This window comes from Bacillus alkalisoli (assembly GCF_002797415.1).
GTDB lineage: Bacteria > Bacillota > Bacilli > Bacillales > Bacillaceae_I > Bacillus_CD > Bacillus_CD alkalisoli.
The window spans coordinates 194,462-207,801 of the sequence record NZ_KZ454944.1 but is presented as its reverse complement, the minus strand read 5'-3'; the positions used below and the strand labels follow the sequence as shown (position 1 = coordinate 207,801).

Genomic DNA, 13,340 nt, shown 5'->3' with positions numbered 1-13,340 from the left:
AAGGTTATTTTCACTGTCTTGAAAAAACCTACTCCTCGGCGCAAGCGCCTGTGGGGTCTCACTTGACACGCTTTCCCGCAGGACAAGGAAGGCTCCGGAGCGATGCCTCGCACGAAGAAAATGCGTATGCATTTTCAAGGAGTCTCACACCTGCAGCTGAAATCAACTGTATACGTTGAAACAAAACTAACAAAAACAAATTAATTTCTTTTTACTAACAATTCCACTTTTTCTAATGTTGGTAGGGCGGTCATGGCTCCTTTTTGGGATGCAGCGAGGCCGCCGGATACACTGGCGAATTCGGCCATTTTTCTTGCTTTTTCTAGTGTAATTTCATTTACACTTTCGTTCATGTTCGCAAGGCAGTAAAGAATACCTGATACGAATGCGTCTCCTGCTCCAGTAGTATCTACAGCGTTCACTTTCATTGCTGGAACACGTACTGAACCGTCTTTCATAAACGCATAACTACCTTCCGCTCCTAGCGTGATGAAAATGAGTGGAATGTTATACTGTTCCTTTAAAGAAGCTACCCCTATCTCAATCTCAGCTTCTCCTGTTAGAAACTCCAACTCTTCTTCGGAAATCTTTAATACATCCACTTTTGGCATGATGGACAAAATCGTTTCTTTTGCTTGTTGTTCTGACTGCCACAAACTTAAACGTAAATTCGGGTCATACGAAACGATTAGCCCTTTCTCTTTTGCCTGCTCAACAGCTTTCTCCGTTGCACTTCTAGAAGGTTCACTTATCATGGAAATAGATCCGACGTGTAGGATGTTATGTTCTTCAAAAAGCGTATCTACAATATCCTCTTCCTGTAAAAATCGATCTGCACTTGGGTCAATATAAAAGTCAAAACTTCTTTCGCCACCCTGTCCAAGTGTGACAAAAACGGCTCCAGTGCGTACGTCGTCTGTCATAGACATATAGTTTGTATTCACGCCGTAATTTTGAAGCGTTTCTTTCAAAAATCGACCAAGTACATCGTTTCCAACTTTACCAACAAACGTGGAAGGTGTTTGTAGTCTAGCAACACCTACCGCTACGTTTGCTGGCGCTCCCCCTGGGCTTTTTTGATACGTTACATTATGTTCATCAAGCGGAATGAAATCTATTAATGCTTCCCCTAAAGATATAACTCCTTTTTTCATCATCCGTACGCCTCCTCGCAAGTTTGCAGGGAAGGCTAAAAAAGCCCTCCATGCCCCAATATACTTTTTAGTCTTCTTTAATGCCCATAATCCAAGTCGCGATAAATGCTGTTGATACTGCAATGGCAAATCCAATTAGATAGTGAACAACATTCATCATGCCAAACTCCACTAAAATAGCAATCATCGGAATACCAGTTAATCCGTAAGAGTTAGCAATAACATTTGTTAAGACAACATATCCTCCGCCTAATGCGCCACCGATAGCCGCTCCGATAAATGGCTTACGATATTTTAAGTTCACCCCGAAAATAACAGGCTCTGTAATACCTAAAAATGCTGATAATGCAGAAGGTAACGCAATTTCTTTCGTTTTAGCACGTTTTGCTAAGAAAAATACCGCCAATCCCGCACCACCTTGGGCCACATTTGCCATTGCCCAAATTGGTAACAAATAGTTAAAACCAAGTTGTGTAATGAGCCCCGCTTCTATTGCATGGAAGCTATGATGTACACCCGTTATAACAATTGTAGAATATAATCCACCGAAAATTAATCCAGCAAATACACTACCATGTTCATATATAAAATTTAAAACCGTAGTAATACCTTCTCCGATAAAGTTACCAAGTGGACCAATAAACATGATCGTGACAAATCCAGTTAATATAATCGTTAAGAATGGTGTAACAAGTAAATCAATCGCACCTGGCACTACTTTTCGTAAGCCTTTTTCTATTTTACTCATAATATAAACCGCTAATAACACTGGTACTACTGTTCCTTGGTATCCAATTAAATCAATGTTTATCCCGATAAAATAAATCGATTCCGGCTCTGCATTCGCTAATCCCCAAGGGTTCAACAATGCTGGATGGGTCATGATACCACCGATTACAGCACCTAAGTAAGTATTCCCACCGAATTCTTTTGCAGCACTATAGCCTAGTAAGATTGGTAAGATAATAAAAGAAGCACTAGAGAACATATCTAAAAAAAAGATTATTGGACTATCTGCAGAAACCCAATTGAATGTATTTAACATACCAAGAAGTCCCATTAATAAACCACTTGCAACAATCGCTGGGATGATTGGCACAAAAATGTTCGATAACGTTTTGGCAAAGCGAGCAATTGGATTTAATTTTTGCTTTACTGCTTCATTATGATCTTGTGTTTCTTTTTCATTCAGACCTACTTCTTTTGCAAATTCTATAAATACTTTATTAACCGTTCCTGTTCCAAAGATGACTTGGAACTGGCCAGAGCTTGCAAATGCACCTTTCACACCTTCAAGTTCTTCTAACCCGCTTGTATCCACTTTACTTTCATCTTGTAGTACGAGTCGTAATCTTGTTGCGCAGTGCATGGCGCTAATAATGTTGTCTTTTCCACCTAAGAGCGGAATTAGTTCTAATGCTATTTTCTTGTAATCCATCCTAATTTCCTCCAAATTGTTTTATATTTTTATTAATAATTGATTTGTTAAACACCGCTGTTGATTTCCGCGCAAGCCTTCGCTTTCCGCGGGAGTCTACGACTTGACGCGGAAATCAACTGTTTGAAAAGTATCGTAAATAACATTTGCTTAGCTAGTTCACACTTAAAAACAAAAAAAGACCTAAAAAACGTGGCTAGAAACTTTGATAGTTCCAGCGAACGAATTTTAGGTCTTGCCTGCTAAGTCAGTAACAATCCTGTTAAAAATGTTAAGTTGTGTATACGTTTACATTGTAGATGTTTCGACAAGATTCGTCAATAGGGAATTACTTCAGTAACCGTTGAACGTGAAGTGTGATATAACCTACTTCCGATGGCGGAAAGTCAAAGTTATATTCTGTATGCAAATAGTCAGCTATTTGCTGTGCACAAGAAAAAGCCTTGTCATATTTCACACGCAACAGTTCTAACATGTCTTCGTCCATGGAGTCGAATTGCTCTTCTCCTTCTACTCTTCCTAAAGCGAATCTTAAATGTGATACGAGCCTCTGGTAGGACATACTTTGTTCGGCTACATTTACATCTAACGTTTTCTCAATTAGGTCGATTAGTTCACTAATGATTGTTGTATGTTGTAATGTTTCGGTCATGCTTTTTGAACCAAGTTTTGCCGTATGAATATGAAGCGCAATGTGGCCCACCTCATCTTCCGGAATCTCAACATTTAATCGTTCCTTTATTAGCTGTTTCGCCCATATTCCAATTTCGAATTCTTTGCGGTAAAGCGTACGAATTTCATTCAGGAGCTTGTTTTGTATGGCAAATCCTTTTTGTAAACGCTCTATCGCAAATGATAAGTGGTCCGTTAAGGCAATATGAATGTGGTTGCTAAGTGGTACTTGCAACACACCTTCCGCATGGCTAATAATTTGTTCGGCAATCTCTATATGTGCTTCAGGTAATGTTGCTAACATTTCTTGGAATTTATCATTGCCATCTTTCATGACAAAGATTTTTTCAATTTTATTTTTAGCGACAATATCGTTCTTTCCTTTTTGAAAACCAATCCCGTTACCCATTACGATCTTTTCTTGTCCAGCTTCTTTTACTACAACCGCATTGTTATTTAGTATCTTGCTTATTCTCACGTTTGTACGCTCCCAACATGATAAGTTGGTAGTGTTAGGCACCTACCTTATGTCCCTTTATTATAACAAATTCGGAGGCTATGCAAAATTGAATAACTAATCAAAATCATCCAGGGTACTAACTGCAGATATTCGCGGAAGGTATTCGCTTTCCGCGGGCGGTAAAGGTAGGTTATTTTCACTGTCGTGAAGAAACCTACTCCTCGGAGCAAGCGCCTGTGGGTCTCCCTTGTCACGCTTCTCCCGCAGGAGTCTCATACCTTCCGCGAATATCTGCTTTATTTGTACAAGCAATTGCTATTAGTAAAAAAAAGTTATTTTACAATAAACGTTGCTAATGTTGTATCTCCTGCAACTGCCTCTGATACTGTTTCTTTTGTGAACGTTTCTAGCACATCACCGTTTGTCATAATAATCGGTGTCACAGTGCTTTTCGCTTTTTCTGCGATTAACGCCAAGTCAAAGCTAATTAGTTTAGTTCCAACTTTTACTTTGTCGCCAACTTGTACGTGGCCTTCGAAACCTTCGCCGTTCATGCTTACTGTTTCTAAACCTACATGGATTAGCACTTCTACTCCAGATGCTGTTTTAATTCCGATGGCATGTTTTGTTGGGAAAAATTGAACGATTTCACCCTCTACCGGAGATACAACTGTACCTTCTGTTGGTTCAATGGCAAAGCCGTCACCCATCATTTTTTGTGCAAAAACTGGGTCTGGTACTTCTTCTAATGGTACGAATCTTCCTGTTAGTGGTGCAATGATTGCTCCGTCTTTTGATACTTCTTCTTTACCGCCGAATAACTTTTTGAAAAATGACATGTTTGTTAGCACTCCTTTTGAAATATTCTGATAAAAAACAAATAGACCTAATGCGGCCATGTTAAACATGTGCATTAGGTCTTGCCTGCTGGTAGCAGTAACAATCCTATATATTTTGTTTTTTTAAAATAGACTCTGTTAAAAGGCCGCTGTTGATTTCCGCGCATATCTTCGCTTTCCGCGGGCGAGTCGAGAGCCTCCTCGGCGCATCGGCGCCTGTGGGGTCTCTCGCTACTCGCTTCTCCCGCAGGAGTCTCCGATATGCGCGGAAATCAACAGCTAAAAAGGTATCAAAAACTCAACACTAACCTTTAACACAGACAAAAAATAAAATCTAACATAACCATTCTTTTTAAAAACTTAAAGAAAAAATAAGGTTTTGTCAACTAGATTGTTATTTTTTGAAGATGGCTGCGTTCTTGACTAGTTCTTCCCAGTCTGGGTAGAAGTCGGAACGGCGGTCGCGCCATGTTGTGACAGAGCCACTTTCTCTTACTTTTTCTAAAAGAGAGATATCTAAGTCACCTGTAATGACCATGTCTGTATTGAGTTCACCTTCTGCGACAATTCCTTTCGGTGGAAACGGTACGTCGTTAGGGGAAAGAATGGCACCTTGCCCAAAGTTACCTCGCATAAAGTCAACAGTAGGTAAAGAACCGATTGTGCCTGTTGTGACAACATAGATTTGATTCTCAATGGTTCTCGCATGACAAGAGTAGCGGACTCGGTGGAAACCGTGGCGATCATCTGTACATGATGGTGCGAACACGACATCCGCCCCCATTGCTTTTGTTAAGCGTACAACTTCAGGAAATTCCATATCGTAACAAGTAACCATTGAAATCTTGCCTTTTTCTGTTTCAAACACTTGTAAAGATTCGCCTGGTGTTATACCCCATTCTTCCACTTCTGTCGGTGTTAAGTGAAGTTTCGGTTGCTCGGCAACTGTCCCGTCTGGATAAAAAAGATGTGCCACATTATACAGTTTTCCCGCGCGCTCAATAATGTGCGTTCCGGCAATAATATGCATGCCCGTTTGCGCTGCAACTCCCGTAAATAACTGATAGTACAATTCCGTATAGGATGGTAAGTCATTTATCGTTTGCTGTCTACCATCTTTCTCAAATGATAAAAGTTGCGTTGTAAAAAATTCAGGAAACAATATAAAATCCGCATCAAATTCAGCGGCCATTTTTACATAATGAATGACTTGATTTGCGAAATCTTCAAAACTTGTAATCGTGTGCAAATGATATTGCACAGCAGAAGCACGTATACGCAATTTGCCTACCCCCTAATCATATTAAAATGGAGCGCGTATTCGGTAACGCGAACCCGTATATGTTTGGAAAAAATTCAAACAAATCTACTATAACATTTTTTCGTTTAAAGTAGTTTATTAGGGTATTAAAAAAAGGTGGTGAATATTGGGTTGAATTTTCTGCATTCGTTTATGTTTAAAAGGAAAAACGGTTCCCTCCTTATGAAAAATTTAACCAATTTATAACTTCCTATTAGAAAAACGGCATTTTTACTAGATATTTTTAAATTTTCTGTACTTTTTAATACTTTTATCCTATATAATAAAAGTACTAAAAATATACGTGATGAGGGTATATTATGAAAATAACCGCTTTACACATCGGAAAAGTAATCGTAGATGATATTTACTCTATAAATGGGAGTCTTTTGTTAACAAAAGGCACCGTATTGTCTCAAACACATATAGAGAAATTACAACAGCATGAGTATTACTTTCATCCGTCTTTATTGGTAGCTGAGTCTGCTTATATTAAATATGAACAATTCGAACAGGTAAAGTCTCTCTATCAAACTAGTGTAGAGTCTTTTCAATCGATATTTTCTAGTATTGAAAAGGACAAGTTGCCTCCACTAGATGAGCTGTATCAGATGTTAAATCCGCTTGTCGATCAGTTAGTAGAAGACCCTGTATTTATTCGTTATATCCAGCAAGTTAGAAGTTACGATAATTATACTTACACACATAGCATGAACGTGAGTATCTATGCATCCTTAATTGCAAAAATATTAAATTATGATAAGAAAGATATTAAGCTTTTAGGCCAGATGGGACTTTTTCACGATGTGGGCAAACTGTTGATCGATAAAGATATCATTCAAAAGCCTGGACAATTAAATGAGCGAGAATGGCAAGAAATACAAAAGCACACAACGTATGGTTATGACATGCTAAAGAATGTACCGTATATTCATCCACTTATTTTACAAGGTACACTTTTGCACCATGAGCGTTTAGATGGAAGTGGATATCCGGCAGGGTTAAAAAATAACCGGATCCCGTTTTTTGTACAAATACTTTCTGTTGCGGATGTATATGACGCCATCAGTTCTAATCGAAGTTACCGACCGAAACAAAATATATTTGTCACGACGAAGATTTTAATGCAGGAAGCTAAGTTAAATCGTCTTAATCCAGCTATTGTTACTCCATTCGTACAATATATGTTTTCTAATCATATTCGTGATGAAGTGGTACTTAACAACGGGCGTTTTGCAGAAATTATATTTATTCATTCAGATGAGCCACACTTACCAATAATTAAAATGGATGATCATTTTATTGACTTAAGAAAGCATAAAGAAATAGAAATACTTGATTTTGCCACATAAGACGTTAAACAATTTGTATTTTACTATATTTTCTATTGAAAAATTTCAGTTTTGTATTAAAATAACATGTATTGCATAATTATCGACAGTACATAAGGGGATTAAAAAATGGATTCACAAAACTTTCGTACGATCAATATATTAAAATTTGTTGTACCTTCCTTAATCGGTATTTTATTATTCATGTTTCCTGTTCCACTAGAGGAAGGCTTTACTATTCCAGTTGCTATTCTAGCTGGATTCTTAAAAGGACTAATAGAGCCACAATTACCGTTAATCATGACGATAATCATTACATTTACAGCTCTTGCAACATTACTTGTTAAAGGACTGAAAAAGCAAAATCCTCAATTTATAAAAGATGATAGCTTTTTCAATTCGTTGTTCAACGTGTCACCAGTATGGACAATTATTCGCGTTTTAGGGATGGTTTTAGCTTTACTTACTTATTTCCAAGTAGGTCCAGAAGCTATTTGGTCTGAATATACAGGTGGGCTATTGTTAGAAGGCTTATTACCTCTATTATTTACGGTATTTTTATTTGCAGGGTTATTTTTACCTTTACTATTAAACTTCGGTTTACTAGAGTTGTTCGGTGCGTTATTAACAAAGTTTATGCGCCCTGTCTTTACATTACCAGGTCGTTCTTCTATCGACTCGTTAACGTCTTGGTTAGGGGACGGAACAATCGGAGTTCTATTAACTAGTAAACAATATGAAGAAGGCTATTATACGAAAAGAGAAGCGGCCGTAATCGGTACGACGTTCTCGATCGTTTCGATTACATTTAGTTTAGTTGTTATCTCAGAAGTTAAGTTAACACATATGTTTGGAGAGTTTTATTTAACAATTGCTATTGCCGGTATTATCGCCGCGATTATTATGCCGCGTATTCCGCCGTTATCTCGTATACCTGATACGTATTACAACGGGGAGGCAAAAGGGCAACAAGAGTTAATTCCAGCTGGGACTTCTTCCTTTAAATGGGGATTATCCGCGGCTGTGAAGCGTGCTAGGCAAAACCAAAGTGTGCCTAAGTTTTTCCAAGATGGTGGGAAAAATGTTTTAGACATGTGGATGGGTGTTATTCCAATTGTAATGACATTTGGTACGATTGCGCTTGTTTTAGCTGAAAATACACCAGTGTTCCAATGGTTAGGCATGCCGTTCATTCCGATCTTAGAGTTGTTACAGATTCCTGAAGCAAGAGAAGCTTCTGCAACAATGATTGTCGGGTTTGCGGATATGTTCTTACCAGCCATTATCGGTAGCGGAATTGAAAGTGAACTTACTCGCTTCGTCATTGCCTGTGTGTCTGTAACACAGTTAATTTATTTATCAGAAGTCGGGGGCGTTTTATTAGGCTCCAAAGTACCTATTTCATTGAAAAATTTATTTATCATCTTTATCTTACGTACATTAATCACATTACCAGTTATCGCAGCAATGGCTCATCTTTTCTTTTAAGATTATAGAGTGAACAAAACTGCTTGAAAAGTATAAAGAATTTACAATATTATTTAAGTGCCGGTTGGATGACCGACTCCTGCGGGAGAGGGCAGGCTGGTGAGACCCCGCAGAGCCTTTGGACTCGAGGAGGCTCACCGCCTCCCCCGCGGAAAGCGGTCATCCAACCGGCACGTTTTTTTAAAATTATGGCTGTGTCTTAGTGTTGATATTTATATAATTACCTGTTGATTTCCGTGCAAGGCTGAGACTCCTGCGGGAGAAGCGGGAAGCGGGAGACCCCACAGGCGCTTGCGCCGAGGAGTAGGTTTTTTCACGACTGTGAAAATAACCTTCCTTTTTACCGTCCGCGGAAAGCGAAGCCTTGCACGGAAATCAACAGCAACCTTTAACATAGCCAAAATAAAAGTAAGCTTTTTGAAAATACTTCCTTGGCGCAATCAGTTCTTTTTATACTACTTGTACATATGATATTAATGATTTTAATTGTAAAAGTCGGACAATTCCTGTATATTTTTCTCAAACAACTCTGAATTAGACAAGCTAAAATTATAGTAATTAAAGGAGAAGTTAACATGATATTTAAACGTTCGTTCAAGATGTTTATCGTTAGTTTGCTAGTGCTTTTAACAGGTTTTGCAACAATTGCTAGTGCAGCTGGTGGAGATACAGAAGATAGTATAAATGAAAAGTTCGGACTTCCTATTGTAGTGTATGGGGGGAACTTAACAGATGAACAAAAAGCTGAAGTAAGAAGATTGTTAAACGTTACAGACACTGCAATGGTAGAGGAAATTTCAGTAACAGGGGACGACTTAGTAAAATATATTGGTGGCGATCGTAGTTCTCGTATGTTCTCTTCCGCTAAGATTACTAGAAAAGAAAGTGGCGAAGGCCTTGTTATTGAACAAGTAACTCCAGATAATATTACAGAAGTGACAAATGAAATGTATGCGAATGCGCTTTTAACAGCAGGTGTCGAGGACGCTCTAGTTCAAGTAGCTTCACCTGTTCGTGTAAGTGGCCACTCGGCTTTAGTAGGAATTTATAAAGCATACGAAGTTGCCGGTAAAGAATTAGACAAAGATCGTATGGAAGTTGCGAACGAAGAATTAAGTTTAGCTACAAGACTTGCAAAAGATATCGACAAAGAGAAAGTAAGTGAACTACTTACAGAAATTAAAAAGCAAATTGCAGAACAAAACCCAGCAACTCGTGAAGATGTTGAGCGTATTGTAGAGGAACAATTAAAGAAATTAAATATTGAGCTTAGTGCAGAGGATCGCCAGCTTTTAATCGACCTTTTTGAAAAGATGCGCGCACTTAATATTAATTTTGATAATGTTCGTCAGCAGTTAGAGGATATCTCCAAAGATATTAAAAATCGTATTGAAAGCTTAGTTGGAAATACAGGTTTTTGGGAAAGTGTAAAAGAGTTTTTCCGTGATCTATTCCAAACTATTTCTAACTTATTTAAATGAGTGAGTTTCATGATGTACAATTACTAAATGAAAAACGAATATTAAACCTGTTTTTTAATATAATTTACGTTTAATATCGAACGTTATTTAATTATAATAAACGGAACATTCGTTTTTCACTAAACGAATAGTAATTATGAAATTGATTCAAATAATAAATGAAAAGGGTGTATAGAAAATATTTTCTAGCACCTTTTCTTTCGTTTCAAAAACCGTGCCGGTGGTGTGTCCGCTTTCCGCGGGGGAGGCGGTGAGCCTCCTCAAGCCCAAGGGCTCTGCGGGGTCTCACCAGCCTGCCCTCTCCCGCAGGAGTCGGACACACCACCAGCACTTTTATTTCTTTTTAACAAACACTATTTCTTTTGTTAATTTACATTTAACCCGTTACCAGATCCCTCATGCTTCCTCTTTTATCTTCAACTGACTGCCTAAAAATTTGGCTAATTCTAGCATGCCATATTTCCCAGCTTTTTTTTCTGCATCAGCATTATAATTCGTATTTGTATTAACGTCGTAGGTGAATATTTCGCCATTCTCATTACGAATAAATTCAATTCCGGCTACTTGGATATTATTATCCCACAAGAACGCTTCATATTTTTCAATGATTGGGTCGTTAAAGCCTTCGATAATTTGAAACTTCGGCTTCTCTTCTTTTTCTTCTCCAACTGGGCAAAACAAATCACCAATTTGACAGGCATCTGCCGGGCAAAGCTCGAACCCTTCAGACGTGTCTACTTGCACTGCATATAGAAATTTTCCGCCGATGAATTCACATCTTGTAATGAACGGTTGTGGTGCTTTTATATATTCTTGAATGAGGGTAATCCCATCGACTGGCTCTTCAAACGCTGGACTATTTATATAGTTTTCTAGACTTGAGATAGAATGGAATAACTGTACACCTAATCCTTTACCGGCACGATTGTGCTTTGTAATAAAAGAAGCTGCTCCAATAGCTTTGGCTGCTTTAATAATCTGCTCTTTTCCTACAGCCGCAATCGTTTTTGGTGTTTTGATTCCGTGTTTTTCTAATTCTGTATATTGATTTACTTTGCTTAATTCTAACTGAAGTGCTCGGCTACCGTTGTTCACACGGCGTCCGTTGTGTTCTAGCCATGCTAGAGTTGCAGCAGTTAGTTCTGGGGCGAATCGATGATTTCTAGTATGAGAAGATGCACTCATTCGGTTGTAAAAAACTCCTTGTGGTGGCTCTTCTGTTAATGGGACGATTCCTTCGTCTAAGTGCCACTCTTCGTATGGGAGGTTTAGCTCTTCTAATCGTTTCGTTAAATGCTCTGTCCACTCTTTATTTTCATGTATAATATAGATTTTTTCCAAGAATGTTCCTCTCCTCTTACTGCTTGGTTTTATTGTACAATATGTGATTTGTCTGGTTTGGTGTTCATTAATCATGAAACGATTACTTTTCCTTCATTAAAGGCATTACTTCCATTGCAAATCGTTCCATCTCTTCTAGTTGCGGAGAAAATTGAAGCAACAATAAATCTACACCGACACGCTCATACTCTTTTATTTTTGAAGCAATTTGACTTGGTGTGCCAATTAACCCTGGTCGCAAGCCTCTATTGGAGACGGAATAATCTTGCAGTTTAATTTGTTGTTCTAACTGAGACTTGCTTGTAAAATCTTTAAACCCAGCATAGGCACTGGACTCTTTTACTTCCGTAATGCGCGCTAACTCTTGCTGCGCCTCTTCTTCTGTATCCTTACAGATGATGTATGCAGCCATGCCGAATGATTGTAAAGTTGCTTGCCCTGAGGACATCCGTCGATTTTTCATGTCATTTATTTTTACAGCCACTTCATCAACCGTTCCACCGTGCATCACATAAGCATCACACATACTTGTTATTACTTGCTTTCCTTTTTCACTTTCTCCACCAGCATATAAAATGGGATTTGGGCGTTGAACTGGCTTAGGAGCTAGCTTTGTGTTTTCAAGATGATAGTATTTTCCGTCATAACTAAAAGTTTCTTCTGTCCATAGCCCTTTTAGCACTTCAAGGAACTCTTTCGTTCTTTCGTATCGCTCATCATGTTCTGTAAAAATCCCTCCATATTGACGAGCTTCTTCTTCCCACCATGCGGATACGACATTTAGTGTAAAACGACCATTGCTTATTTGATCAATATTGGCTGCGGCCTTTGCTGTAATAGCTGGATTATGGAACCCAGGTCGAACGGCTGTCATGATCTCAATTTTCTCCGTTACTGCAGCAAGTGCTGCGGCAGTTGACCAAGCATCTAGACAGTCTTGCTCAGGTCCCTTAATATCGTTTAAAAAAAGCTCTGCAATTAGTGTGGTATCATACCCCCATTGCTCAGCTTTTTGAATCACTTCTTTTGCATACGTAAACGTTGATGGCATGTTTTCCTGTTCTACATTGCGAAGCCATCCACCGAATATAGGTAGCCAAAATCCAAATTTCATCCTAGTTCCCCCTCTTTTTCCAAAGCTTTTTCTATATATGCATACAGAAAAAGCCTCTCTCTAATGCATGAAAGATTAAAGGAAGGCTGGTTTAACTTGTGTTATCTCCTTATCTTTCAAGAACATTTGCATAATCTTGCTGGAATTAGCACCTTAAAATTAGGTTGCCGGGCTTCATCAGGCCATTCCCTCTGCCACTCTGGATAAAGAATATATCTAATTACAAGTAATCCTACCACAAAACTTGGTTTAAGGTAAATAATAAATACTCCCTGAACTTGCTTGTAACAAAATATTTTTACTACCGTCTAACTAATAGGAAAGGGTGAATTTTATGATTAAAAAAATGTTAATAATTGCTGCTATGGTTTTTATGGTGTTTTCATTGTTCGGCTGCAATACTACTGCCAATGATCGAGACGGGAAAATAGGTATTAGAGGAACTGTAACGGAGATATCGCCAGATGGGGAGTATGGTGCAATTCTTGTAGAAGGAAAAGTGGAAGAAGATACGGATTACGATAAAGCAAGTGTACGCGTTACAAAAGATACGTTAATCCAAAAAGATGCACTTAGTAAGTTACATGAGTTTTCTGATGTTAAAGTTGGAGATATGGTCGAAGTAATATTTGATGGTCCTGTTGCGGAGAGTTATCCAGTACAAGGAACGGCAGGTATTATTAGAATTATTACAGCAAAAAAGTAGACCCCGGAAGATAACA

The 13,340-nt window shown here is 38.4% G+C and carries 11 protein-coding genes and 1 riboswitch; of the genes, 4 read left to right on the top strand and 7 right to left on the bottom strand.

Features of this window, described 5'->3' with window-relative positions:
* Positions 1–200: 200 nt before the first annotated feature.
* The 5 genes from CDZ89_RS01035 to CDZ89_RS01015 all read right to left on the bottom strand — a co-directional run bounded on the left by CDZ89_RS01035 (position 201) and on the right by CDZ89_RS01015 (position 5,845).
* On the bottom strand, positions 201–1,154 hold the full coding sequence (locus CDZ89_RS01035; RefSeq protein WP_096157038.1) for an aminoimidazole riboside kinase: 954 nt from the start codon (positions 1,152–1,154) through the stop codon (positions 201–203).
* Between the two features lie 67 nt (positions 1,155–1,221).
* Positions 1,222–2,592: a sucrose-specific PTS transporter subunit IIBC gene (locus tag CDZ89_RS01030; protein WP_096156281.1), complete on the bottom strand. Its 1,371-nt coding sequence runs from the start codon at positions 2,590–2,592 to the stop codon at positions 1,222–1,224.
* A gap of 328 nt (positions 2,593–2,920) precedes the next feature.
* Positions 2,921–3,742, bottom strand: coding sequence for a PRD domain-containing protein (locus CDZ89_RS01025; RefSeq protein WP_096156280.1), 822 nt, complete (start codon positions 3,740–3,742; stop codon positions 2,921–2,923).
* Between the two features lie 314 nt (positions 3,743–4,056).
* Positions 4,057–4,563, bottom strand: coding sequence for a PTS sugar transporter subunit IIA (locus CDZ89_RS01020; protein ID WP_100332999.1), 507 nt, complete (start codon positions 4,561–4,563; stop codon positions 4,057–4,059).
* Between the two features lie 394 nt (positions 4,564–4,957).
* A complete protein-coding gene (locus CDZ89_RS01015) occupies positions 4,958–5,845 on the bottom strand; it encodes a carbon-nitrogen hydrolase family protein (protein ID WP_096156278.1) in 888 nt (295 codons plus the stop codon).
* A 338-nt stretch (positions 5,846–6,183) separates the two neighbouring features.
* Between CDZ89_RS01015 and CDZ89_RS01010 the strand changes: the two genes are divergently transcribed.
* From CDZ89_RS01010 to CDZ89_RS01000, 3 genes are all read left to right on the top strand, one after another.
* Complete coding sequence (locus CDZ89_RS01010; RefSeq protein ID WP_096156277.1) at positions 6,184–7,215, top strand: HD-GYP domain-containing protein; 1,032 nt, start codon at positions 6,184–6,186, stop codon at positions 7,213–7,215.
* Positions 7,216–7,323: 108 nt separating this feature from the next.
* Positions 7,324–8,682, top strand: coding sequence for a YjiH family protein (locus tag CDZ89_RS01005; RefSeq protein ID WP_100332998.1), 1,359 nt, complete (start codon positions 7,324–7,326; stop codon positions 8,680–8,682).
* A gap of 575 nt (positions 8,683–9,257) precedes the next feature.
* Positions 9,258–10,163: a DUF1002 domain-containing protein gene (locus CDZ89_RS01000; protein WP_100332997.1), complete on the top strand. Its 906-nt coding sequence runs from the start codon at positions 9,258–9,260 to the stop codon at positions 10,161–10,163.
* 396 nt (positions 10,164–10,559) lie between these two features.
* On the opposite strand, the gene CDZ89_RS00995 is transcribed toward CDZ89_RS01000, so the two are convergent.
* On the bottom strand, positions 10,560–11,504 hold the full coding sequence (locus tag CDZ89_RS00995; protein WP_100332996.1) for an ATP-grasp domain-containing protein: 945 nt from the start codon (positions 11,502–11,504) through the stop codon (positions 10,560–10,562).
* An 82-nt stretch (positions 11,505–11,586) separates the two neighbouring features.
* Positions 11,587–12,618 (bottom strand): LLM class flavin-dependent oxidoreductase, encoded by a 1,032-nt coding sequence (locus tag CDZ89_RS00990; protein WP_096156273.1) that lies wholly within the window; start codon positions 12,616–12,618, stop codon positions 11,587–11,589.
* A 106-nt stretch (positions 12,619–12,724) separates the two neighbouring features.
* Positions 12,725–12,828, bottom strand: a riboswitch (SAM riboswitch).
* A gap of 124 nt (positions 12,829–12,952) precedes the next feature.
* Here CDZ89_RS00990 and CDZ89_RS00985 point away from each other — a divergent pair.
* The gene (locus tag CDZ89_RS00985) at positions 12,953–13,324 is read left to right on the top strand and encodes a DUF3221 domain-containing protein (protein WP_100332995.1); all 372 of its coding nucleotides are present in this window, start codon (positions 12,953–12,955) and stop codon (positions 13,322–13,324) included.
* The last annotated feature ends 16 nt before the right edge of the window (positions 13,325–13,340 follow it).

Bases quoted from the DNA above. Each gene is read 5' to 3' on its own strand.
- CDZ89_RS01035 (WP_096157038.1), bottom strand. From the start codon at position 1,154: ATGAAAAAAGGAGTTATATCTTTAGGGGAAGCATTAATAGATTTCATT.
- CDZ89_RS01030 (WP_096156281.1), bottom strand. From the start codon at position 2,592: ATGGATTACAAGAAAATAGCATTAGAACTAATTCCGCTCTTAGGTGGA.
- CDZ89_RS01020 (WP_100332999.1), bottom strand. From the start codon at position 4,563: ATGTCATTTTTCAAAAAGTTATTCGGCGGTAAAGAAGAAGTATCAAAA.
- CDZ89_RS01010 (WP_096156277.1), top strand. From the start codon at position 6,184: ATGAAAATAACCGCTTTACACATCGGAAAAGTAATCGTAGATGATATT.
- CDZ89_RS01005 (WP_100332998.1), top strand. From the start codon at position 7,324: ATGGATTCACAAAACTTTCGTACGATCAATATATTAAAATTTGTTGTA.
- CDZ89_RS01000 (WP_100332997.1), top strand. From the start codon at position 9,258: ATGATATTTAAACGTTCGTTCAAGATGTTTATCGTTAGTTTGCTAGTG.
- CDZ89_RS00990 (WP_096156273.1), bottom strand. From the start codon at position 12,618: ATGAAATTTGGATTTTGGCTACCTATATTCGGTGGATGGCTTCGCAAT.
- CDZ89_RS00985 (WP_100332995.1), top strand. From the start codon at position 12,953: ATGATTAAAAAAATGTTAATAATTGCTGCTATGGTTTTTATGGTGTTT.